This is a genomic window from Rhodococcus sp. NPDC003382 (genome assembly GCF_053589135.1).
This window is the reverse complement of sequence record NZ_JBSFRH010000002.1, coordinates 127,159-148,867: the sequence shown is the minus strand read 5'-3', so window position 1 is coordinate 148,867 and position 21,709 is coordinate 127,159. Positions and strand designations below refer to the sequence as shown.

At 69.9% G+C, this 21,709-nt stretch carries 21 protein-coding genes; 10 read left to right on the top strand and 11 right to left on the bottom strand.

Features of this window, described 5'->3' with window-relative positions; genetic code table 11:
- The first annotated feature begins 159 nt into the window (after positions 1-159).
- Positions 160-1,524 (top strand): PhoH family protein, encoded by a 1,365-nt coding sequence (locus tag ACWDUD_RS02630; protein ID WP_248676134.1) that lies wholly within the window; start codon positions 160-162, stop codon positions 1,522-1,524.
- Positions 1,525-1,596: 72 nt separating this feature from the next.
- On the opposite strand, the gene ACWDUD_RS02625 is transcribed toward ACWDUD_RS02630, so the two are convergent.
- From ACWDUD_RS02625 to ACWDUD_RS02615, 3 genes are read right to left on the bottom strand one after another with little or no spacing between them, the layout of a single operon-like run.
- Positions 1,597-1,995 (bottom strand): carboxymuconolactone decarboxylase family protein, encoded by a 399-nt coding sequence (locus tag ACWDUD_RS02625; RefSeq protein WP_197257209.1) that lies wholly within the window; start codon positions 1,993-1,995, stop codon positions 1,597-1,599.
- Positions 1,996-2,045: 50 nt separating this feature from the next.
- A complete protein-coding gene (locus tag ACWDUD_RS02620; RefSeq protein WP_248673855.1) occupies positions 2,046-2,474 on the bottom strand; it encodes a limonene-1,2-epoxide hydrolase family protein in 429 nt (142 codons plus the stop codon).
- A complete protein-coding gene (locus ACWDUD_RS02615; protein ID WP_248673856.1) occupies positions 2,471-4,075 on the bottom strand; it encodes a serine hydrolase in 1,605 nt (534 codons plus the stop codon). The genes ACWDUD_RS02620 and ACWDUD_RS02615 overlap by 4 nt, the downstream gene beginning before the upstream one ends.
- Before the next feature lie 196 nt (positions 4,076-4,271).
- Between ACWDUD_RS02615 and ACWDUD_RS02610 the strand changes: the two genes are divergently transcribed.
- Both ACWDUD_RS02610 and ACWDUD_RS02605 read left to right on the top strand, forming a co-directional pair.
- The gene (locus ACWDUD_RS02610) at positions 4,272-4,883 is read left to right on the top strand and encodes an LGFP repeat-containing protein (protein WP_197257201.1); all 612 of its coding nucleotides are present in this window, start codon (positions 4,272-4,274) and stop codon (positions 4,881-4,883) included.
- A gap of 56 nt (positions 4,884-4,939) precedes the next feature.
- Positions 4,940-5,131 (top strand): hypothetical protein, encoded by a 192-nt coding sequence (locus ACWDUD_RS02605; RefSeq protein WP_450108234.1) that lies wholly within the window; start codon positions 4,940-4,942, stop codon positions 5,129-5,131.
- A gap of 24 nt (positions 5,132-5,155) precedes the next feature.
- Here the strand turns inward: ACWDUD_RS02605 and ACWDUD_RS02600 are convergent, their stop codons facing one another.
- The gene (locus ACWDUD_RS02600) at positions 5,156-6,565 is read right to left on the bottom strand and encodes a class II fumarate hydratase (protein ID WP_197257197.1); all 1,410 of its coding nucleotides are present in this window, start codon (positions 6,563-6,565) and stop codon (positions 5,156-5,158) included.
- Between the two features lie 93 nt (positions 6,566-6,658).
- The gene (glpX, locus tag ACWDUD_RS02595) at positions 6,659-7,693 is read right to left on the bottom strand and encodes a class II fructose-bisphosphatase (RefSeq protein WP_197257195.1); all 1,035 of its coding nucleotides are present in this window, start codon (positions 7,691-7,693) and stop codon (positions 6,659-6,661) included.
- A 185-nt stretch (positions 7,694-7,878) separates the two neighbouring features.
- Between glpX and ACWDUD_RS02590 the strand changes: the two genes are divergently transcribed.
- A complete protein-coding gene (locus ACWDUD_RS02590) occupies positions 7,879-8,448 on the top strand; it encodes a DUF4245 domain-containing protein (protein WP_197257193.1) in 570 nt (189 codons plus the stop codon).
- A gap of 34 nt (positions 8,449-8,482) precedes the next feature.
- Here ACWDUD_RS02590 and ACWDUD_RS02585 read toward each other — a convergent pair whose 3' ends face one another.
- The 3 genes from ACWDUD_RS02585 to ACWDUD_RS02575 are packed head-to-tail and all read right to left on the bottom strand — an operon-like array spanning position 8,483 to position 10,573.
- Entirely contained in the window at positions 8,483-8,710 is a 228-nt protein-coding gene (locus ACWDUD_RS02585) for an exodeoxyribonuclease VII small subunit (protein WP_197257191.1), read from the bottom strand.
- 16 nt (positions 8,711-8,726) lie between these two features.
- Entirely contained in the window at positions 8,727-9,974 is a 1,248-nt protein-coding gene (gene xseA / locus ACWDUD_RS02580) for an exodeoxyribonuclease VII large subunit (protein WP_197257189.1), read from the bottom strand.
- A complete protein-coding gene (locus ACWDUD_RS02575) occupies positions 9,971-10,573 on the bottom strand; it encodes a lipid droplet-associated protein (protein WP_248673858.1) in 603 nt (200 codons plus the stop codon). Before ACWDUD_RS02575 ends, xseA begins: the two co-directional genes overlap by 4 nt.
- A gap of 101 nt (positions 10,574-10,674) precedes the next feature.
- On the opposite strand from ACWDUD_RS02575, the gene ACWDUD_RS02570 reads away from it, so the two are divergent.
- Positions 10,675-11,676: a 4-hydroxy-3-methylbut-2-enyl diphosphate reductase gene (locus ACWDUD_RS02570; RefSeq protein ID WP_450108233.1), complete on the top strand. Its 1,002-nt coding sequence runs from the start codon at positions 10,675-10,677 to the stop codon at positions 11,674-11,676.
- 72 nt (positions 11,677-11,748) lie between these two features.
- Here the strand turns inward: ACWDUD_RS02570 and ACWDUD_RS02565 are convergent, their stop codons facing one another.
- Positions 11,749-12,714, bottom strand: coding sequence for a DUF6542 domain-containing protein (locus ACWDUD_RS02565; protein WP_450108232.1), 966 nt, complete (start codon positions 12,712-12,714; stop codon positions 11,749-11,751).
- Positions 12,715-12,737: 23 nt separating this feature from the next.
- Complete coding sequence (locus ACWDUD_RS02560; protein ID WP_450108231.1) at positions 12,738-13,901, bottom strand: DNA recombination protein RmuC; 1,164 nt, start codon at positions 13,899-13,901, stop codon at positions 12,738-12,740.
- Positions 13,902-13,988: 87 nt separating this feature from the next.
- On the opposite strand from ACWDUD_RS02560, the gene ACWDUD_RS02555 reads away from it, so the two are divergent.
- Both ACWDUD_RS02555 and ACWDUD_RS02550 read left to right on the top strand, forming a co-directional pair.
- Positions 13,989-15,164 carry an exonuclease SbcCD subunit D gene (locus tag ACWDUD_RS02555; protein WP_450108230.1) on the top strand — a complete coding sequence of 392 codons (1,176 nt, stop codon included), beginning with the start codon at positions 13,989-13,991 and terminating at the stop codon, positions 15,162-15,164.
- Entirely contained in the window at positions 15,161-18,139 is a 2,979-nt protein-coding gene (locus ACWDUD_RS02550) for an AAA family ATPase (protein WP_450108229.1), read from the top strand. The genes ACWDUD_RS02555 and ACWDUD_RS02550 overlap by 4 nt, the downstream gene beginning before the upstream one ends.
- A 15-nt stretch (positions 18,140-18,154) precedes the next feature.
- On the opposite strand, the gene ACWDUD_RS02545 is transcribed toward ACWDUD_RS02550, so the two are convergent.
- Entirely contained in the window at positions 18,155-19,321 is a 1,167-nt protein-coding gene (locus ACWDUD_RS02545) for an AI-2E family transporter (RefSeq protein ID WP_450108228.1), read from the bottom strand.
- A 173-nt stretch (positions 19,322-19,494) separates the two neighbouring features.
- Between ACWDUD_RS02545 and ACWDUD_RS02540 the strand changes: the two genes are divergently transcribed.
- From ACWDUD_RS02540 to ychF, 3 genes are read left to right on the top strand one after another with little or no spacing between them, the layout of a single operon-like run.
- Entirely contained in the window at positions 19,495-19,977 is a 483-nt protein-coding gene (locus ACWDUD_RS02540; RefSeq protein ID WP_197257908.1) for a hypothetical protein, read from the top strand.
- Between the two features lie 29 nt (positions 19,978-20,006).
- Positions 20,007-20,606 carry a class I SAM-dependent methyltransferase gene (locus ACWDUD_RS02535; RefSeq protein ID WP_197257910.1) on the top strand — a complete coding sequence of 200 codons (600 nt, stop codon included), beginning with the start codon at positions 20,007-20,009 and terminating at the stop codon, positions 20,604-20,606.
- A 20-nt stretch (positions 20,607-20,626) separates the two neighbouring features.
- Entirely contained in the window at positions 20,627-21,706 is a 1,080-nt protein-coding gene (ychF, locus tag ACWDUD_RS02530; protein WP_450108227.1) for a redox-regulated ATPase YchF, read from the top strand.
- The last annotated feature ends 3 nt before the right edge of the window (positions 21,707-21,709 follow it).

Here is a 21,709-nt window from a genome sequence, read left to right as displayed (position 1 = left end):
GCCGACACAGTTGCCGGTTACACGGGAGGTCCTGGTCGTGGCTGAGGCAATCAGTGCGAGGGGCCGGCACCCGGCCCTCGTGTCCGTAGCGGACACCCGGGACGACCGGCCCACCGAGAAAGACACTTGCGTGGTGCCGCGCAGGTCTAGGAGCCTCACGTGACCGCAACACGCTCCGTCCCCGCTCGCACCGGCGATCGCTCCGCGAAGTCCGCTGCGAAGAAGTCCCCGGTCCGCACGTACGTGCTGGACACTTCGGTGTTGCTCTCCGATCCGTGGGCGGTGACCCGCTTCGCAGAACACGAGGTGGTGCTCCCCCTGGTGGTGATCGGGGAACTGGAGGGCAAACGGCATCATCACGAACTGGGCTGGTTCGCACGCGAATCGCTTCGGCTGCTCGACGATCTGCGCCTCGAGCACGGTCGTCTCGACCAGCCGATCCCGATCGGTGACGCCGGCGGCACCCTCCACGTGGAGCTGAACCACACCGACCCGTCGGTGTTGCCCGCCGGGTTCCGCACCGACGACAACGATTCCAGGATCCTGGCGTGCGCGCTCAATCTCGCGGTCGGCGGCCGGGACGTGGTGCTGGTCAGCAAGGACATCCCGTTGCGGGTGAAGGCGGGCGCCGCGGGTCTGCCCGCCGACGAGTACCACGCGCAGGACGTGGTGATCTCCGGTTGGACGGGCATGACCGAACTCGACGTGGACCGGTCCGTGATCGACACCCTGTTCTCCGAGGGAGTCATCGACCTCGACGAGGCGCGGGATCTTCCGTGCCACACGGGAATCCGGATGCTCGGTGGGGCGTCGAGCGCGTTGGGCCGGGTGACTCCGGACAAGCGGGTGCAGCTGGTGCGCGGCGACCGCGAGGCCTTCGGGCTGCACGGACGTTCCGCGGAACAACGTGTGGCGCTGGACCTTCTGCTCGACGATTCGGTCGGCATCGTGTCCCTCGGTGGGAAGGCCGGCACCGGCAAATCGGCGCTCGCGTTGACCGCCGGGCTGGAAGCGGTGCTCGAGCGGCGCACCCAGCGCAAGGTCGTGGTGTTCCGCCCGCTCTACGCGGTCGGCGGCCAGGATCTCGGCTACCTGCCGGGCAGCGAGAGCGAGAAGATGGGACCGTGGGCGCAGGCGGTCTTCGACACCCTCGACGGCCTGGCCAGCCCCGCCGTGATGGACGAAGTGATCAGCCGCGGCATGCTGGAGGTGTTGCCGCTCACGCATATTCGCGGCCGGTCGCTGCACGACTCGTTCGTGATCGTGGACGAGGCGCAGTCCCTCGAGCGCAACGTGCTGCTCACGGTGCTCTCACGGCTGGGGTCCGGTTCGCGGGTCGTGCTCACCCACGACGTCGCGCAGCGCGACAACCTGCGTGTGGGTCGTCACGACGGCGTCGCCGCGGTCATCGAGAAACTCAAGGGGCACCCGCTGTTCGCGCACGTGACCCTCACGCGCAGCGAGAGGTCGCCGATCGCCGCGCTGGTCACCGAGATGCTCGAGGAATTCGCCCCCGGCGCCTGAAATCCGTTGGGTGATGGGACATCCATCCGGTCTCACCGGGTGGATGTTCCCATCCTGCGGGTTCGTGGTCGGTCAGGCGGGGCCGAGCTCGGCCTCGAGGACCTCCTGGGTGACGCGCATCGCGGCGAGGGCGGCGGGGGAGCCGCAGTAGGCGGCCGAATGGATGACGGCTTCGGTGATCTCGGTGCGCGTCAGGCCGTTTCGGAGGGCGCCGCGGATGTGGCCGCGCAGCTCGTTCTCGGCGCGGAGGGCGATGAGCATGCCGATGTTGAGCAGGCTGCGGCTGCGGCGATCGAGACCGGGACGGGTCCACACCGCGCCCCACGCGTGCTCGGTCACGAACTCCTGCAAGGCCTCCGAATCCGTGCCACGGGCACGGTCGAACGCGCGCTCGACGAAGTCGTCGCCCATCACCTCCCTGCGGACCTCGAGTCCGGCCTCGAAACCGGGGGTGCGCTCGGCGTCGCTCATCGTACTGCTCCCTGTTCACACCGCCGAACGGTTCGGCGGCCTCGAGAATTCTACGACCGGCGCAGCACCGCCCGGAGGACACCGGTCGCGGTGGCTCCCAGGAAGGTGGCCATGTCGTAGTGGTCGCGCCACACCCGGATCCGTCCGTCGCGCACCTCGAACGTGCCGCACACCCAGAACGCGATCGACACCCGGCCCACCCGCAGCACGTCGGTGCGTTCGGTCAGCACCACGCCGTTCCCGTCGTCGGCGATGTGGTGCATCACCACGTTCAGGCCTACCGAGGGGCGGGACATTCCTTGGAGCGTGCGGCTGACCCTCGGGAGCCCGCGCAGCGTCGGCAGTCCGGTGTTGTACCAAGCGATTTCGGGATCGAGCAGCGCGACCGCGGTGGCGATGTCGGATGCCGCCAGTGCGTCGAGGAAATTGCGCACCACCGCGATCGCGGACTGGGAAGTGGTCGTGTCGGATGTGGTCATGATGCTCCCTGTCGTGTGAAGGTTCCCATGCCGTCGGAATTCCAGTACTCGAACGTCACCGCATCGGGGGTGAACGTCGCGGTCGAGATCGTCCCGTCCGGGGCGTTCTCGCCGGTGACTTCGAACGTGAACACGTCACCGTCCCAGTGGGTCAGCGGATAGGTCTGGCCCACCGGCCCGATCGTGAGCGCGAGGCTGCCGTCCCGCTGGTCGATGCGTGCCGGTCCGAAGTACGGATTGTCGTAGATCCCGGTGTACCGGTCGAGGGGCTTCGCCGGCGCCGGATCCGTGGGCGGCTCCTGGCCGACCAGCGAACCCTTCGGGTCGGCGTAGGCCGAATATGCCTTCTCGTACAGCCCTGCCCAGTCCTCGCGGATCTCCCCGAACTGCACCAGGTCGACGAACTCGGCATTGAGCGTGTCGGGGACCCCGATCGGCGCGGCGTTGGTGAGCGTGACGATCGCGACGTCGGCCGACGGCACCGCGGTGAACGCGGTGGCCGCGCCGAGTGCGAACGCCCCCGCGTGACCGACCGAGGTCCGTCCCGACGCGAGCGTTCCGACGTTGAACCCGTAGCCGTAGAAACCGCCGCGGCTGTCCGGGGTCGCGGGCGCACGCGACACCACCTGCGGGGACAGTGCGGGTTGCAGCGCCGACGCCTCGACGACGGTGCGCCCCTCGAACTGCCCGTCGGCGAGCAGCATGGTGAGCCATTTCGCCACGTCGTTCACCGACGAGGAGATCCCGCCAGCCGGCGATTGCTCGTCCGGATCGCGGACCTCACGCGCGACGTACTCGCCGTCGACCAGCATGTGCCCCGGCGCCCGGTTCTCCCGAGCGGTGAAATCGTCGAATCGTGAACTGGTCGAGCTCATTCCGAGCGGCTCGTACAGTACTCGCTGCGACAGGTCGGCCCAGTCCGCACCCGCCGCGTCCGCGACCGCCTGGGCTGCCGCGGTCACACCGAAGTTCGTGTAGTCGTAGGTGATACGGAAAGGCGAGAGGGGAAGCAGCCGCAGCCGTTCGAGAATCTGCGCGCGATCGTAGCCGAGATCCTCGAGGTCGTCGCCGGCGTGATCGGGCAGCCCCGAACGGTGTGCGTACAGGTCCCCGACGGTGACGTGTTCGGTGACGTACGGTTCGGCGAGCGCGAAGGTCGGAAGGTGCTCGATCACGGGATCGTCCCAGCCGACCACACCGGCACCGACCTGCTGGGCGACGACGGTCGCCCCGATCGACTTCGACATCGACGCGAGCTGGAACACCGTGTCGGCATCGACCGGCTCGTCGGAACCGGCCGCGCGGACACCGAAACCCTTCGCATACACGGTTTCCCCGTCGTGCACGACCGCGACCGCCATACCCGGGATCCCGGTGTGATCGAGCAGTTTCTGCGCGAGGCCGTCGAGCTGCGCGATCGCGTCGTCGATCTGCCCGTCCGGAATGGGAACTCCCGCAACCTGGTCGGGCGCGAGATCGGCGGTCTCGGAGGGCTGCGACGGGGGTCGGTCGCGATCGTTCGGGTCGATCGTGACGCAGCCGGTCGCCGTGGCCGCGAGAGCGAGCACGACACCGAGCGCGAAGCGAGGGAATGCACGCATGAGCGACCTTTCCGTCGGTCGGATGATAGTCCCGCGCGAGCCTGCCTGTCGGCGAAAGCGTACCCCCGGGTCCGGGAACTGCAACGATTCGGAGGAGTCTGTGCGGATTCGCGACGAGGCACGCGAGGGGATGGCAGCGTGCGAAGGGACGCATGCGTAGTGCACAGCCGTGTAGTTCAGCAGTGAGGAGTCAGCCGTGAAGGGAATCCCACGACGAGTCGCCACCACCGCCGCCGCGGTTGCCACCGTCGGGCTGGTGGTCGCGGGCTGCAGCGACGACAACGACACCACCTCCGAGAGCGCCTACCAGAGTGAGACCAGTGCCGCCGAGGCCGCGCAGTCCGCTGCGGAGTCGGTGGTGGAGAGCGCCCAGTCCGCGGTCGAGAGCGCTGCCGAGAGCGCCGTGGGCGCCGCCGAGAGTGCCGGAAACGAGATCGCCGGTGACGCGACCACCGTGGTGGCCGGCCCCGACGGTCAGGAATACGCGATCAGCGGCGCTGTCCTCGACAAGTACAACGAGACCGGGGGAGCGGCCGGTCCGCTCGGCCCGCCGACCGGAAGCCAGGAGAGCATAGGCGACGGCAGCATCGGCGAATTCGAAGGCGGCGTCATCGCGTGGAGTCCGGACACCGACGCCCACATCGTGGGGGGCGAGATCCGGGTCGCGTGGGAGGCCGCCGGTGGTGCCGCCGGCGAACTCGGCTTCCCCACCAGCGACGAACATCCCATCCCCGGCGGTGTGCAGAGCGATTTCGAGATGGGGCACATCACCTTCATCGACGGCAGGACCGAGGTCGTCACCGAGTAGCGTCCGCCGGTGTGTCGGGACGTTTGGCGTCTCCTGGGCGCGGGAAGCCGGTCCTCATGGCTACCTACAGAGTGATCAACCCGGAGGGCGAGGTCGTGGACACCCGCGACATCGAGAGCGCGGAGGACGCGCACGCCTGGTTCGTCGATCAGCGAGCCGACAACAGCGAACTCGGCTGGCGGATGGAGGCTCGGCACGAGGACGGCACGTGGCACTTCTTCGACGACACGGAGGGTGCGGCGCAGTGACGTGTGCGCCGCACCCGTCCTCGTCTAGGAGTCGCGCTCGACGTTCGTCATCGCGAGCACGTCGAGGCGCCGGTCCAGTTCCTCCTCGCTGAGGCCGTCGCCGATCAGACCCCGGTCCACGACGGTCTGTCGGATCGTCTTCTTCTCCTTCAACGCCTGCTTGGCGACCGCCGCGGCCTCCTCGTATCCGATCGCCGAATTCAGCGGCGTCACGATCGACGGCGACGATTCCGCCAGCGTCCGAAGGTGTTCGACGTTCGCCTCCAGCCCGGTGATGCACCGGTCGGCGAACAACCGGGACACGTTCGCGAGCAGGCGCATCGATTCGAGCAGGTTCCGCGCCATCACCGGGATGTACACGTTCAGCTCGAACGCCCCGGCCGCGCCGCCCCACGCGACAGTGGCATCGTTCCCCACGACCTGTGCCGCGACCTGGGTGACTGCTTCGGGCAGAACAGGATTGACCTTGCCGGGCATGATCGAGCTGCCCGGCTGCAGGTCGGGCAACCGGATCTCGCCGAGCCCGGTCAGCGGACCGGACCCCATCCACCGGATGTCGTTCGCGATCTTCGTCAGCGACACCGCGATCGTGCGCAGCGCACCCGACGCCTCGACGAGCCCGTCCCGCGCGGCCTGCGCTTCGAAACTATCGCGGGCGGGGCGCAACTCGTCGATGCCCGTGGACTCGACGAGTTCGGCGACGACCAGCCGCCCGAACCCCTCGGGGGCGTTCAGCCCGGTGCCGACGGCGGTGCCGCCGATCGGCAGCTCTCCGAGTCGCGGCAGGCACGCCTGCACCCTTTCGATCCCGGCCTCGACCTGCCGGGCATAGCCCCCGAACTCCTGCCCGAGCGTCACCGGAACGGCGTCCATCAGATGCGTGCGCCCGGACTTGACGACGGTGCGCCACTCGGTGGCCTTCGCGGCCAGCGCGGCGTGCAGATGCTCGAGCGCGGGAATCAGATCGCGCACCGCGGCTTCGGTGGCGGCGACGTGCGTCGAGGTGGGGAAGGTGTCGTTCGACGACTGCGACATGTTGACGTCGTCGTTGGGATGCACCGTCACCCCGTTGCGGGCGGCGATCGACGCGATGACCTCGTTGGCGTTCATGTTCGAGCTGGTGCCCGAGCCGGTCTGGAAGACGTCGATGGGGAACTGGTCGTCGTGCTCACCGGCCGCGATCTCACCGGCCGCGGCGATGATCGCGTCCGCCTTGCCGGCGTCGAGCAGCCCCAGGTCCTTGTTGACCTGCGCGCAGGCCGCCTTGAGCAGGCCGAGCGCCCGGATCTGGGCGCGTTCGAGACCGCGACCCGAGATGGGGAAGTTCTCCACGGCGCGCTGCGTCTGCGCGCGCCACAGGGCGTCGACCGGAACCCGGACCTCGCCCATCGTGTCGTGTTCGATGCGGAACTGCGGTTCGCTGTTCTCAGTCATGAACCTCAGCTTGCCACCGAGGCGGCTTCGCCGCCGGTGTGTCGAAGTGGCGGTTCCGACCGCCACAAAGACACACCGGCGCGAAGCGCACTGTCAGGGCATCGGGGGCTGCGCGCCGTCGACACCGGTGAAGTTGATCGACGAGAACTCGTGCAGCTTCTCGAGGCGGTGGTAGGCCTCGATCATGCGGACCGTGCCGGACTTGCTGCGCATGACGATCGACTGCGTGGTCGCGCCGCCGCCGTAGTACCGCACGCCCTTGAGCAGGTCGCCGTCGGTGACACCGGTCGCGCAGAAGAAGATGTTCTCGCCGGTGACGAGTTCCTCGGTGGTCAGGATCCGGTCCAGGTCGTGGCCGGCGTCGATGGCCTTCTGCCGCTCGGCGTCGTCCTTGGGGGCGAGCTTGCCCTGCAGCGCGCCACCCATACAGCGCAGCGCCGCCGCGGCGATGATGCCCTCCGGGGTGCCGCCGATGCCCAGGAGCATGTCGACACCGGAATCGGGGCGGGCGGTCGCGATCGCACCGGCGACGTCGCCGTCGGAGATCAGGCGGATGCGCGCACCGGTCTCCCGGATCTCCCGGATGATCTCGGAGTGCCGCGGACGATCCAGGATCGTGACGGTCGTATCGGAGATGGTGCGATTCTTGGCCTTCGCGACGCGACGGATGTTCTCGGCGACACCCGCGGACAGGTCGATGACGTCGGCAGCCTCGGGACCCACGGCGATCTTGTCCATGTAGAACACGGCCGACGGGTCGAACATGGCGCCGCGCTCGGCGACCGCGAGGACCGCGATCGCGCCCGGCGCACCCTTCGACATCAGCGTGGTGCCGTCGATCGGGTCGACGGCGACGTCGCACAGGGGGCCGTCGCCGTTGCCGACCTCCTCGCCGTTGTACAGCATCGGGGCTTCGTCCTTCTCGCCCTCGCCGATCACCACGATGCCCTGCATCGACACCGAGCTGACCATGTGACGCATCGCGTCGACGGCGGCACCGTCGCCGCCTTCCTTGTCGCCGCGGCCGACCCAGCGGCCTGCCGCCATCGCCGCGGCCTCCGTGACGCGGACCAACTCGAGGGCGAGGTTGCGGTCCGGAGCTTCGCGGTGCGATGGGGTGGCCGTCATGGGCTACTGCCTCCTGATGCTGTCGGTCGACGCGGTGCGCCGGCACGAGGGACGGCCGTCGAGTCGCGCGGCCGCCGAATCCGATGGTGGTTCAGGCTGCAATTGTCTCATCAGCGCCGGTGCGGCGGAGGCTGGGACCCGGACCGGCCGCGGCCCGTTCCTGCGGAGGCTGTCAGACTGGACGCGTGGCTTCCGAGAAACCCCGCATCCTGAACGACGCCCGTGACATGACGTGGTCGCTCATTCCGCTCGTCCTGGCGTGCCTCGTCATCGCTGCGATCGCAAGCCAATGCTCGTTCAACCCGGGCGGTCCCACCGCGGGTCCGGTGCCGAGCTTCGACATCGATGCAGGTCTCGAGTACGACGCGAGGGAACTGGGATTCCCCATCCGGCATCCGCAGGTCCCCGAGGACTGGCAGGCCAACTCGGGCAGCCGCAGCATCATCACCGGCCAGCAGGGCGGCGACTCGAGCACGGTCGGGTTCATCACCCCGTCCGGCCGCTACGTGCGCTTCACCCAGTCCAACGCCGGTACCGACGAGCTCGTGCGGTTCGTCGCGGGCTCGAGCCGGTTCGTCACCGGCACCGAGACCATCGACGGCCGCGACTGGACGGTGTACGCCGAGGAGGGGAGCGAGCCGCTGTGGGTCTCGGACTTCGGTGACGTGCGGATCCTGATCGGCGGATCCGGCGACGAAGCCGAGTTCGCCACGATCGCTGCCGCGGCGAACGCAGCGGAGCCGCTCACCCCGTAGGCCGCGACCGGGCCGGTCGGTTGTCCCCGACCGGTCAGTCTTCTTCGTCGTCCTCGCTGTGCGACAGGGCGTTCTCGACCCGTTGCCGAGCACCCGCGAGGTGCTCCTCGCACCGCTTGGCGAGCGCTTCGCCGCGCTCCCACAGCGCCAGCGACTCGTCCAGGTCCAGGCCACCCTGTTCGAGCATCTTCACCACGTTGACCAGTTCGTCGCGGGCCCTCTCGTAGCCGAGCTCCGCCACATCCGCGTTCGTGTCACTCACACCGTCATCCTCGTCGTCACTTCTCTCGTCCCATCACCGCGGCCCGCGCGGCACCGTCACCGACCCGGACCCGCAACTGGGTTCCCGGGGGCATCTCGTCGATCGACCGGACGACCTCCGGGTCGCCGTCGGGCACGATCCGCTGCACTACCGCGTAGCCGCGTGCGAGGGTCGCGGCCGGACCCAGCGTCGCCAGCCGGGCCCGCAGATGCTCGATCGTGGTGGCCTGCGCCGCCAGCACCCGATCGATGTCGCGGCGACCGGCCTGCCGTAACCGCTCGACCTCCTCGCCACGCTGATCGATCGCGCGCAGCGGATCGGCCAGGACCGGCCGGGACCGCAACTGTGCCACCACGTGCTCCTCGCGGCGCACCCAGTTGCGCAGCGCCGACGCGGCGCGCGCCCGCAGATCGTCGACGAGCGCCTGCTCGGCGGCGGCATCCGGCACGACCCGTTTGGCGGCGTCGGTGGGGGTGGCGGCCCGCAGATCGGCGACGTGATCGCACAGCGGACTGTCGGGTTCGTGGCCGATCGCGCTGACCACCGGGGTCGTGCACGCGACGATCGCGCGGCACAGCGTCTCGTCGGAGAACGGCAGCAGATCCTCGACACTGCCGCCGCCGCGGGCCAGGACGATCACGTCCACCGCGGGGTCGGCGTCGAGTTCGGCGAGCGCATCGAGGATCTGCGGTACCGCGGTCGGGCCCTGCACCGCAGTGTTGCGGATCTCGAACCGCACCGCGGGCCACCGGCGCTGCGCCACCGACACCACGTCGTGCTCGGCGGCGCCGCCGCGGCCGGTGATCAGGCCGATACGGCCCGGTAGGAACGGCAGCGGCCGCTTGAGCCGCGGATCGAACAGACCTTCCGCTGCGAGCAGCGCGCGCAGCCGTTCGATGCGGGCGAGCAGTTCGCCGATGCCGACCGCGCGGATCTCGGTGACACGCAGCGAGATGCTGCCGCGCGCCGGCCAGAACGACAGTTTCCCGAACATCACGACCCGCGCGCCCTCGACCAGCGTCACCGGCGAACTGTGGATCAGCTGCGGGGAGCACGTCACCGACAGGGACATGTCCACCGAGGGATCACGCAGGGTCAGGTACGCCGTGCGCGTTCCGGGGCGCACGTTCATCTGGGTGATCTGGCCCTCGACCCAGATCGTGCCGAGCCGATCGATCCAGCCCGCGACCTTCTGCGACACGGTGCGTACCGGCCACGGATTGTCCGCGGAGTTCGGTTGGGTGGTGGGATGCGCCGAGGTCACTTCGTGGTGGTGGTCGTGATCCGATTCGACAACATCGTCACGAACGGCGCCCGCGCCCGTGTCGCGTTCTCGTAGTCGAGCAGCGCCGTCAGGTCCTCCACGGACAGGGTGCGCAGGCGCGCACGCAACTGCGCAAGGGTCAGCGAGGTGTAGTCGAGGTCCTCGACGATCCCGGGCACCTCGGTCTCCGCCGCGGTCGGGGCCGGTTTCGCGCTCTCACCCGGTTCCGGGGCGTCGGCCGCTTTCTCGGCCGCGGTTTCGGTCTCGACGGCCGGCGGCATGGAATACAGCGCGAACCGGCCGGGCGCCTCCGACTGCTCCGCCCCGTTGGTGGCGGCGTTCGGTGCCGGAGCCTCGTCCTCGTCGAACACCGCCCACTCCGGGGTTTCCTCGGCTCGGGCGCCCAGCGCCTCGAACAGACGATCCCCCTTGATCGCGAGCGCGGTCATCGACTGCTGGATCCTCATCGTCGTCTGCAGGACCTGACTGACCGTCGTCATCGGCAGCGCGAGGGCGGTCGACGGCAGCTTGAGTGTCTCTTCGTAGGCGGTGACGGCGACCCCGGCCGCCACCCGAGCCATGAACGGTGGACGGATCATGCCCCCAAGACTGCCTCACGAGCCCCACGATTGGTAGCCGAGGGGGACCGTGACGGAAGCCGAGGCGGGCTGCGCCCCGCGGCGGCCCGTACCCTGGAGGCATGTCTGCGCCTGTTCCACTCGAAGTCGGTATCACACGGTCGGCGGGGACCGCGTCCGCAGGGAAGCGGGTGTTGCTCGCCGAACCCCGCGGATACTGCGCCGGGGTCGACCGCGCGGTCGAGACCGTGGAGAAGGCGCTCGAGAAGCACGGCGCCCCGATCTACGTGCGGAAAGAGATCGTCCACAACCGGCACGTGGTGGACACGCTCGCCGAGCGCGGTGTCGTGTTCGTCGACGAAACCGACCAGGTTCCGCCCGGATCGGTCCTGGTCTTCTCCGCACACGGGGTGTCCCCGGCGGTCCACCAGGCGGCCGCCGCCCGCGACCTGCACACCATCGACGCGACCTGCCCGCTCGTGACCAAGGTCCATCAGGAAGCCAAGCGCTTCGCCCGCGACGACTACGACATTCTGCTCATCGGGCACGAAGGCCACGAGGAAGTCGAGGGCACCGCAGGGGAGGCCCCCGATCACGTGCAACTGGTCGACGGCCCCGACGCCGTCGACGCCGTCCGGGTCCGCGACGAATCGAAAGTGATCTGGCTCTCGCAGACCACGCTGAGCGTCGACGAAACCATGGAGACCGTGAAACGGCTGCGCGAGAAGTTCCCGCAGCTGCAGGACCCGCCGAGCGACGACATCTGCTACGCCACCCAGAACCGTCAGGTCGCGGTGAAGGCGATGGCTCCCGAATGCGATCTGGTGATCGTCGTCGGATCACGCAACTCGTCGAACTCGGTGCGCCTCGTCGAGGTGGCGCTCGGCGCCGGCGCGAAGGCCGCGCACCTCGTCGACTACGCGCGTGAGGTCGATCCGACCTGGCTCGACGGCGTCGAGACCGTCGGCATCACCTCGGGGGCGTCGGTGCCCGAGATCCTCGTGCGCGGCGTGCTCGATCTGCTCGCCGAACGCGGCTACCGCGACGTGCAGACCGTCACCACCGCCAACGAGACGCTGGTGTTCGCACTCCCACGCGAGCTGCGCGCAGCCAGGGCCAGGTAAGGCGGCTGCGCCGCCGGTGTGCCTTTGTGGCGGCCGGAGCCGCCAGAAGTACACACCGGCGCGAAGCGCAGCTCAGTCCTCGTAGCGGTCGCGGTAACGCACCGCGGGCGGCGGGTAGGCGGGGGTGCTCACCTGCGGTCGGGGCGTCGCGCGCGGCGTTGCCTGCCGCTCCGGCTGCGGCTCGCGGCGCCGCGGATCCGGTTCACGGCGCGGCGCCGATTCCGACCTCCGTGCGCGGGCGTCGTCTGCCGGGCGCCGCTGCACGGACGGATTGTCGCGGGTATCGGCGACCTGCCGGACGGACGTCTTCGTCGGGTCGGCCGCCTCGCGCTCCCGGCGGGACCGGGCCGGATTCTGCGGGGCACGCTCCGCGCTCTGCCGGGTGCGGGCGGGTGCGGCCGCGGTCCGCGGCCGCCGGCCGGGTTCGTCGACGACCTCGCGACGGGGAGCGGTCGCGCTTCCGGATGCCTTCTGCTCGGCCGGGCGCGAGCTCCTCACCGCTGCGCCCTTCGAGGCAGCGCTCTTGGACGCAGGGCTCCTGGATGCAGTGCCCTTGAATGCGGCGGGCCGGGACCTCTTCGCCCCGCCGGAACGATTCGCCGTCTCCTGCTGGGCCATGTAGATCCGGACACCACCGATGATCAGCACCGCCGCGGTGGCAACGAACATCGCGGGGAACCGGTTCACCAGCGGATACGCCACGTTCAGCGCGAGATCCCGCAGGCCGGAGCCACTCGATTCGAACAGCAACTCCTGGGCGAGGGGAATTGCCGCCACCAGCAGCAGCGGAGGCTGTGCCATCGCGGTGAACACACCGCGCTGCTGCACCGCGACGACCGCGGCGATGCATCCGAGGACATAGAAGACGGAGAAGACCGTCGTCAGCTCGTCACCGCGGAACGAGTCGATCAGCGCACCGAGCAGAGTCGACCCGGCAGCAATGACGACGGCACCCCACCAGGGCACTCCGGGCATGGTCGGAGCGAGCGAGCGCATGTCGAGCGCCACCGCCGGGCGAGCACGTTGGGATGCAGACACACATAGACAGTAGACCCACCGACTCAGATTGCTTCGTCGACGGCACCGGCCGGATCCGGGTTTTCGGTCAGGGTGGCGCGCCGCGGCCACGCGTCGACCCGACGCACCTCGGGCACGTCGCCGTCGAAGATCTCCAGTTCGCTGAGCTTCCGGGCCGTCACCCCGACACGTGTCTCCATCGACGACACCGTCTGATTGAACGAATCGACCGCCTTGCCCAGTTGCGCGCCGAGCCGGTCGAGGTGACTGCCCACGGTGCCGAGCCGCTGATACAACTCGCGGCCGAGCCGGTGGATCTGCGCGGCGTCGCGCGACAGTGCCTCCTGCCGCCATGTGTGCGCGATGGTGCGCAGCAATGCCACCAGCGTCGTGGGTGTCGCGAGGATCACGTTCCGGCCGAACGCGTACTCCAGCAGACCCGAGTCCGCGGTGAGCGCGGCGTCCAGGAACGGATCGCCCGGCACGAACAGCACCACGAATTCGGGCGTCGGGTCGAACGACTCCCAGTACGCCTTCGCGGACAACTGGTCGATGTGGGTGCGCAGCTGCCGAGCATGCCGTGCCAGGTGCCGATCGCGTTCGGCGACGTCCTCTTCCTGCGCCGCGTCGAGGTACGCGGCGAACGGGACCTTCGCGTCGACGACGATCTGCTTGCCGCCTGCCAGGTAGACGAGCAGATCAGGTCGCACCCCCTCGGCGGCGACCTGCGTGTCGAAATCGCAGTGCCGGACCATCCCGGCCAGTTCCACCACCCGCTCGAGCTGGATCTCACCCCACCGGCCGCGGATCTGCGGGGCCCGCAGCGCCGTCACGAGCTGCTGGGTCTGCTGCGACAGCGACAGCGACGCCCGGTGCATGCCCTCCACCTGCTCGGTCAGGCCGGCATACGCGTGGACCCGATTGCGTTCGACGTGCTCGACCTGACGGGCAAGCGCGCCCACCGCCTCCTGCAGCGGCCCCACCAGTCGCGACACCTGCTCGCCGATCGCGCCGGACTGCCGGCGCGCCGCGTCCTCGCTGACCGCGCCGAGCGACTGCCGCAACTGCGTCTCGTTGTCCCGCAGCGCCGCGAGCTGCGCCTCGGCGCGCGCGGCCCGGTCGCCGATCCGCGACGCCTGCGCCAGCCACCCCAGCCCGAACCCGAGAACGAGCGCCACGATCAGCCCGAGTGCCGTGAGAGCAGTCATGAGGCGGATGATGCCGCACGGGACCGACATGCGCGGGGCACTCACCCCGAACCGGACGTGTCGGTGCGGTCCTCTACGGTCGTCGCCATGCGGATCCTGCACACCTCCGACTGGCACATCGGCCGCACCTTCCACGGTGTGGACCTGCTGGGAGACCAGGCGCGCGCCCTGACCGCGATCGCCGAACTGGTCGCCGAGCGCAGCGTCGACATCGTGGTCGTGCCCGGCGACGTGTACGACCGGTCGATCCCCAGCTCCGACGCGGTAGCGGTGTGCAACGCCGGGTTCGAGGCGATCCACGAGGCGGGCGCGATCATCGTCGCGACCTCCGGCAACCACGACTCGCCGGTGCGGCTCGGTGCCGGCGCCGCGTTCGCCGCCAAGGGGGGACTGCACCTGATCACCAAGGTCGCCGACGTGGACCGCCCGGTGATCGTCGACGACGAGCACGGCCCGGTCGCGTTCTACGGCATCCCCTATCTCGAGCCGGAGATCACCCGAGCAGAACTGGGCGTGCCCAAGGCCCGCTCCCACCAGGAGATCCTCGACGCCGCGATGGGCCGGGTCCGCGCCGACGCCGAGATCCGCGGCGGCCGGACGGTGCTGCTCGCGCACGCGTTCGTCGTCGGGGCGGAGGCGACCGGTTCGGAACGGTCCATCTCGGTCGGCGGTGTCGAAACCGTGTCCGCGTCCGCGTTCGACGGCATGGACTATGTCGCCCTCGGGCACCTGCACTCCCCGCAGACCGTGGCCGAGCACGTGCGTTACTCCGGGTCTCCGCTGCCGTACTCCTTCGGCGAACGCAGTCACCGCAAGGCGGTGTGGCTCGTCGACCTCGACGTGACCGGCGTGGCGTCGGTCGAACGGGTCGAGCTCCCCGTCGTGCGGGGCCTGAGCCAGCTGTCCGGAACACTCGAGGATCTGCTCGCCGATCCCGAGCACGCCGCCGCGGAGGACCACTACGTCGCGGCCGAGCTGACCGACGCGGTTCGGCCGCTCGATGCGATGCGACGGCTGCAGACCCGGTTCCCGCACGCGGTGCACGTCGTCTGGAACCGCCCCGACACGACGTCGGGAACCAGCTACCGGGAGAAGGTGCACGGCCGCAGCAACCTCGACGTCGCGTGCGCGTTCCTGACGGACGTGCGGTCGGAGCCGTCGCAGCGGGAGGCCCGCTGGATCGAACAGGCGCTGCGCGAGGCCGACCGCGTCGGCGCGGACAAGATCGCGGCCGCGGACGAGGTCGTGGAGGTTTCGGCGTGAGGCTGCACGCACTCGAAGTCACCGCGTTCGGGCCGTTCGCGGACACAGTCCGGGTCGACTTCGACGAACTCGGCGCCGACGGGCTGTTCCTGCTGCACGGCCGCACCGGAGCGGGCAAGACCTCGATCCTCGACGCGGTCGCGTTCGCGCTGTACGGGACGGTGCCCGGTGCGCGCGCCGAGGGGCGCCGGCTGGTGTCCGATCACGCCGCCGCCGGTGCCGTCCCGAAGGTGATGCTCGAGGCCACCATCGCCGGCCGACGCCTGCGGATCGTGCGCAGCCCCGAATACGAACGCCCGAAGCTGCGCGGCACCGGCACGACCAAGGAGAAGGCGAAGGCGACGCTGACCTGGCTGGACGGGTCGGGGCAGAACCTGTCGCGGCACGAGGACATCGGCGAGGTGATCGGGGCACTGCTCGGCATGAGCGCGGCTCAGTTCTTCCAGGTCGTCCTGCTGCCCCAGGGGGAGTTCGCGAAGTTCCTCCGGGCCGACAGCAAGGAACGCGGCGCGCTGCTCGAGCGGCTGTTCGACACGACGCTCTTCGGCGGTGTCGAGAAATGGTTCCGCGAGCGGGCCGCTGCCGGTGCGAAGAAGTTCGCCGAACAGCAGAAGAAGGTCGACGTGCTCAGCGCGAAGGTCGACGCGGCGGCCGGGATCGAGGCCGGTGCCGACGCCGACCCGGTCGGGTGGGCGCGCAAGCTGCGCGAGGACGCCGTCGACACCCGGGACAGCATGATCGTCGCGCTGGACACCGCCCGCGACGCGGAGCGCAGCGCCCGCGCGGAACTCGAGGAGGCGGTCGCGCTGGCCCGTCGCCTGGAGCGCCGCGCCGCCGCACAGTCCGAACTCGCGGCCCTCGACGCCACTGCGGACGAGCGGGCCGCGCTGGCCGCCGAGCGGGCGGCTGCGCTGCGGGCGGCGCCGGTCGCGGTGACCGGTGAGGAATCCCGCCGCGCCGCGTCGACCGCCGCGGCGGCGTTGCAGGCGGCGGCGGATGCACTCGCCGCGCTGTCCGGCGACGACGACGGTCGCATGCTGCTCGACGAACTGCCCGAACAGCCCGAGGACGGCGACCGCGATCGGATCCGCGGACACGAGCAGCGGTGGTCCGCGGAGGTCGTGCGGCTCGACGATCTCATTGCGCAGCAGCGTCGCGTCGCGACCCTCGACGACGAACGGTCCCGGCTGGACGCGCGTCGTCGCACGCTCGCCGCCGACATCGAACAACTCACCGCGCAGCGGGATGCGTTGCCGGTGCGCCGCGACGAGGCTGCCGCCGCCGTCCGCGCCGCGGAACAGGCCGCGGCCGCACTGCCGGGTCTCGCCGCAACCCGCGACCGCGCCGCCGATGCGGTCGCCGCAGCGGACGAACTTGCTTCGCGCAGAACCGAACTCGACAAGCGTGAGCAGCGCGTCGTGGAGCTGCGTGCGGCGCATCTCGACGCCCGGGCCGTCCTGCTCGACGTGCGAGAACGGCGAATCGCCGGTATGGCAGCCGAATTGGCGGCCGAACTCGTCGACGGGCAGGAATGTGCCGTCTGCGGATCCACCGAGCATCCCGCGCCGGCGCGGCCCGCACCGGACACTGTCACCAAGGCCGACGAGGACGTGGCCCGCGAGGCGGAGCAGCGCGCCGAGGCGGCACTCGCCCAGGCAACCGCTGCCGTCGCCGAGGCGGCCGAAGTCGTTGCGGCGCTGCGCCAGCGGTGCGGCGATCGATCGCTCGACGAACTCGTCGCCGAACGTGACGCCGCCAGGTCGGCTCACGACGCGGCGGCCACGGAGGCCGGGGAACTCGATCGGCGTCGCGCGCAGGTCGACACCCTGGAACGGCTAGACGCCGAGCTGCAGGAGCGGCTGCGCGGCACGGACGCCGAGGTCGCGGAGATCGCGCAGGCCGACGCGGTCGCCGCTGCCGAAGCCGACGAGATCCGGGCTCGCATCCACGCCGCGGTCGGGGACGGGGGTTCGCTCGTGGACCGCCGCGCGCGGCTGGCGGCCCTCGCGGCCGCGGCCACCGAACTGCTAGACCGGCGAGCGGCCGCCGTCCGGGCCCGGACCTTCGCCGACGAGCGGGCCCGCGACGCCGAGCAAGCCGCCGTCGACGCCGGATTCCACGACCTGGACGCGGCACTGGCCGCCGTGCGATCCGACGCGCGTCTGGCCGAGATCGACGCACTCGTCCGCGCCGCCGAGGAAGCCCGCGCGGTCGCGGCCGCCACGCTCGCCGAACCCGAGATCTCGGCGCTCACCGGAGACGAGACGGCCGACGTCGCGGCGCGGCAGGAGGCCGCGAACCGCGCCGCCGCCGAACTGCACGCGGCGCTCACCGCTGCCTCGGAGGCCGATCGGCGGCTCACCGACATCGACAAGTACACGACGCGCCTCGAGCAGGAGGATGCGAAGCTCGCGCCGCTGCGGGCCGAGCAGAACGAACTGGCCGGACTCGCGGATGTGATCGCCGGTGGCGGGCAGAACTCGCGGAAGATGTCGCTGCGGTCGTATGTCCTCGCGGCGCGACTCGAGGAGGTCGCCGAGGCGGCGTCCGAGCGGCTGCGTCGAATGTCCGGTGGACGCTACGAATTCGTGCACTCCGACGCCGCGGGCAGCCACGGCAAACGAGGCGGTCTGGGTCTGGACATCCACGACGAGTACACCGGGATGGTCCGGTCCACGAAGACCCTGTCGGGTGGTGAGTCGTTCCAGGCGTCGCTCGCGTTGGCGCTCGGGTTGGCCGACGTCGTCGCCGCCGAATCCGGGGGGCTCGTGCTCGACACCATGTTCATCGACGAGGGGTTCGGCACGCTCGACGCCGACGCCCTCGACTCGGTGATGGGTGTGCTCGACGAACTGCGTGCCGGTGGCCGCGTCGTCGGGGTGGTCAGCCACGTCGACGAGATGCGGCAGCGCATCCCGAGCCGGCTGCACGTCGTCCGGGGCCGGGCCGGCTCGACGGTCGAGATCGCGAGCTGAACCCGGCCACGTCGGTCAGCTCGGTTCGGGTGCCGAGCCCTCCCCGGGAGCGGGCAGCGCCAGGGTTTCCTTGTTGGCTGCTTCGACGCGTTCGTCGATCTGTTCGCCGATGTAGCGGATCACCACCGCGGCGACCGCCGCGACCGGCACGGCGAGGAACGCCCCGACGATGCCGAACAGCGACGACCCGGCCGTCACCGCGAGCAGCACGATGACCGCGTGCAGGTGCATGCTCCGTGATTGCAGCACCGGCTGGAGCACGTTCCCTTCGAGCTGCTGCACCGCGATGATGATGCCCAGCACGATGATCGCGGTGGTCAGGCCGTTGGCCACGAGCGCGACGAGGACCGCGAGGGCGCCGGCGACGAACGCGCCGACGATCGGGATGAACCCGCCGATGAAGGTGATGATCGCCAGCACGGGTGCGAGCGGAACACCGAGGATGACCAGGCCGAGACCGATGAAGAACGCATCGATGAAGCTCACCAGCGCCTGCGTGCGGATGAACCCGCCGAGCGTGTCCCACATGCGGACGAGCACTTCTTCGAGGTGACGTCCCGCGCGCCCACCGCCGACGGCGTGCAACCACGGGATGAACCGCGGGCCGTCCTTGATGAAGAAGAACGTCAGGACCAGCACCAAGCCGAGGGTGACCAGCAGCGAGCCGGCCGTGCTGACGCCCGAGAACACGCCGCTGGCGATGGTCGCGGCGCTGCCCTGAACCTTCTCCACCACCACCTGGACCGCGTTCTCGAGCTGCTCGTCGCGGAGGTTGAACGGCGGTCCCTGAATCCAGTCCTCCACCTTGTGGATGCCCTCGGTGGCCTTGTTGCCCAGCTCCGGGGCCTGCGACACCACCGACGGCACGATGCCGGCGATGATGCCGCCGACGACCGCGAAGAACAGCAACAGGGTGACCGACGCGGCCGCCGCGGGTGGGACCTTGCGTTTCACCAGGGCACGGGTCGGTGGCCACAGGACCGTCGACACCACGATCGCGAGGGCGACCGGGAGTACGACCACCCACATCTTCTCGATGATCCAGCCGAGGACGACAGCGCCCGCGGCGATCAGGACGACGCATGCCGACACCTTGGCCAGCCAGATGCCGCCGGCGCCGATGACCGCGCCCCGATCGAGGGGACGTGCGGGTAGTTCGGGCGGGGACTTCGCTTCGCTCAACGGGGATCCTTCCGACGGCCTCGTTCCGACAATCTAACGGAGCGAGCGTCCGGTTCGCCGATGCACACGGGCCTCGCGTCGGACCCCGCGGAACTCCGGGCTGTGAGTCGTGTACCTGGCGGAATTCGACGATTCCCGCGTTCGGCCGCGGGACGCGTGGGACCCTCGAGTGCATGAGCACACGAAGCGTGGGATCTCGGATCCGGAAGTCGGTTCCGGCGGCCGTCGCCGCACTCGCGGTCGCATGCACACTCGCCGCCTGTTCCTCCGACGAGGACAACACCCCGGCGAGCGAGGAGGCGCAGTCGTCGCTGGGTGCGGTCGTGACGAGTGTCCGCGAGCAGGCGGAGGGTGCGGTGTCGTCCGTGCAGAGCGCCGCGGAGAGCGCCGCGGAGAAGGCCGGGGAAGCGATCGACCAGGCGAAGCTCAGCGCATTCGTCGGTACGTTCCGCACCGCCTACCCGGACCTGGCGGCGGATCGGGAAACGGAGTCGATCGAGAAGATCGTCACCGACACGTGCCCGATGATCGAGGACGGCGCTCCGCAGCAGGACATCGACGCGACCGTCCAGGAACTCGCCACCAACGGCTCGGTGGAACCGACCGACGACCAGGCGGCGCGCATCGCGCAGCTCGTGAAGGTCGCCTGCCCGTAGGCACTGCCGGCTCGGTACGTTCGGGTGCCATGGGCACCCGATGGCAGACCGAGCGCAGCGCCGACGATTCCCGCGCCTACATCGAACGGTTCACCGGTCTCGAGGAATCCGGCGCCGACCTGCACGGTGAAGCGCGTTTCGTGGACGTCCTCCTCGCGCGCGGCAGCCGGGTGCTCGACGCCGGGTGCGGCACCGGCAGGGTGGGGGCCGAACTGGCCCGGCGCGGTCACCGGGTGACCGGCGTCGACCTCGATCCCGTGCTGATCGACGAGGCACGCCGCCGCCATCCCGACCTGACCGTGCACCTCACGGACCTGGCGACCCTGGACCTGCCGGGGGAGCCGTTCGACGCGGTCGTCGCCGCCGGCAACGTGATGGTGTTCCTGGAACCGGGCAGCGAACGCACGGTGCTCGCCGCGATCGCCGCGCACCTGCGGCCCGGCGGGGTGTTCGTCGCCGGATTCACCACCGGCAGCGTCTACCGTCCGGAGCAGTTCGCCGCGGACCTCGCCGCCTCCGGGATGGTGCTCGAGCAGCGGTTCGCGACCTGGGATCTGCGCCCCTGGCACGACGCCGCGGACTGGCTCGTCGCCGTCGCACGTCGTGCGGCTGACGGGGCCGGCGCGTGAACACGTAGAATGCTGATTCCGTGAGCCTTACTCTCGGAATCGTCGGACTTCCCAACGTCGGCAAGTCGACGCTGTTCAACGCGCTGACCCAGAACGATGTGCTGGCCGCGAACTACCCGTTCGCCACCATCGAGCCGAACGTCGGCCTGGTCGAGCTGCCCGATCCGCGGCTGAAGAAGCTCGCCGAGATCTTCGGGTCCGAGCGCATCCTGCCTGCCACGGTGTCCTTCGTCGACATCGCCGGCATCGTCAAGGGCGCATCCGAGGGTGCCGGCCTGGGCAACAAGTTCCTCGCCAACATCCGCGAGGCCGACGCCATCTGCCAGGTGGTGCGCGTGTTCTCCGACGACGACGTTGTGCACGTCGACGGCCGCGTCGACCCGGCCTCGGACATCGAGATCATCGAGACCGAGCTCGTCCTCGCCGACATGCAGACCCTGGAGAAGGCGCTGCCGCGTCTCGAGAAGGAAGCGAAGAAGAACAAGGACCTCAAGCCCCAGCACGAGGAGGCCGTCAAGGCTCAGGCGTTCCTCGAAGAGGGCAGGACGCTGTTCAGCGTCAAGGACAAGCTCGACTTCGGCCTGCTGCGCGAACTGCACCTGCTGACCACCAAGCCGTTCCTGTACGTCTTCAACGCCGACGAGGCGGTGCTCACCGACGAGGCGAGGGTCGCCGAGCTGCGCGCATCCGTCGCACCTGCCGACTCCGTGTTCCTGGACGCGAAGGTCGAGCAGGAATTGCTCGAGCTGGACGAGGAGGACCGGCAGGAGATGCTGGACTCGATCGGCCAGACCGAACCCGGTCTGCATGCCCTGGCCCGCACCGGCTTCCACACCCTCGGTCTGCAGACCTACCTGACGGCCGGCCCGAAGGAAGCTCGCGCCTGGACGATCCACAAGGGCGACACCGCTCCGCAGGCTGCCGGCGTCATCCACACCGACTTCGAGCGGGGCTTCATCAAGGCCGAGATCGTCTCCTTCGACGACCTCGCCGAGGCCGGTTCGATGGCCGCCGCCAAGGCCGCCGGCAAGGTGCGCATGGAGGGCAAGGACTACATCATGCAGGACGGCGACGTCGTGGAGTTCCGCTTCAACGTGTAGGAC

What these genes read in the sequence shown, in the direction of transcription:
- ACWDUD_RS02625 (WP_197257209.1), bottom strand. Translation starts at nt 1,995, where the DNA reads ATGAGCGACGCCGAGCGCACCCCCGGTTTCGAGGCCGGACTCGAGGTC.
- ACWDUD_RS02620 (WP_248673855.1), bottom strand. Translation starts at nt 2,474, where the DNA reads ATGACCACATCCGACACGACCACTTCCCAGTCCGCGATCGCGGTGGTG.
- ACWDUD_RS02615 (WP_248673856.1), bottom strand. Translation starts at nt 4,075, where the DNA reads ATGCGTGCATTCCCTCGCTTCGCGCTCGGTGTCGTGCTCGCTCTCGCG.
- ACWDUD_RS02605 (WP_450108234.1), top strand. Translation starts at nt 4,940, where the DNA reads ATGGCTACCTACAGAGTGATCAACCCGGAGGGCGAGGTCGTGGACACC.
- ACWDUD_RS02600 (WP_197257197.1), bottom strand. Translation starts at nt 6,565, where the DNA reads ATGACTGAGAACAGCGAACCGCAGTTCCGCATCGAACACGACACGATG.
- glpX (WP_197257195.1), bottom strand. Translation starts at nt 7,693, where the DNA reads ATGACGGCCACCCCATCGCACCGCGAAGCTCCGGACCGCAACCTCGCC.
- ACWDUD_RS02575 (WP_248673858.1), bottom strand. Translation starts at nt 10,573, where the DNA reads ATGATCCGTCCACCGTTCATGGCTCGGGTGGCGGCCGGGGTCGCCGTC.
- ACWDUD_RS02570 (WP_450108233.1), top strand. Translation starts at nt 10,675, where the DNA reads ATGTCTGCGCCTGTTCCACTCGAAGTCGGTATCACACGGTCGGCGGGG.
- ACWDUD_RS02560 (WP_450108231.1), bottom strand. Translation starts at nt 13,901, where the DNA reads ATGACTGCTCTCACGGCACTCGGGCTGATCGTGGCGCTCGTTCTCGGG.
- ACWDUD_RS02555 (WP_450108230.1), top strand. Translation starts at nt 13,989, where the DNA reads ATGCGGATCCTGCACACCTCCGACTGGCACATCGGCCGCACCTTCCAC.
- ACWDUD_RS02540 (WP_197257908.1), top strand. Translation starts at nt 19,495, where the DNA reads ATGAGCACACGAAGCGTGGGATCTCGGATCCGGAAGTCGGTTCCGGCG.
- ACWDUD_RS02535 (WP_197257910.1), top strand. Translation starts at nt 20,007, where the DNA reads ATGGGCACCCGATGGCAGACCGAGCGCAGCGCCGACGATTCCCGCGCC.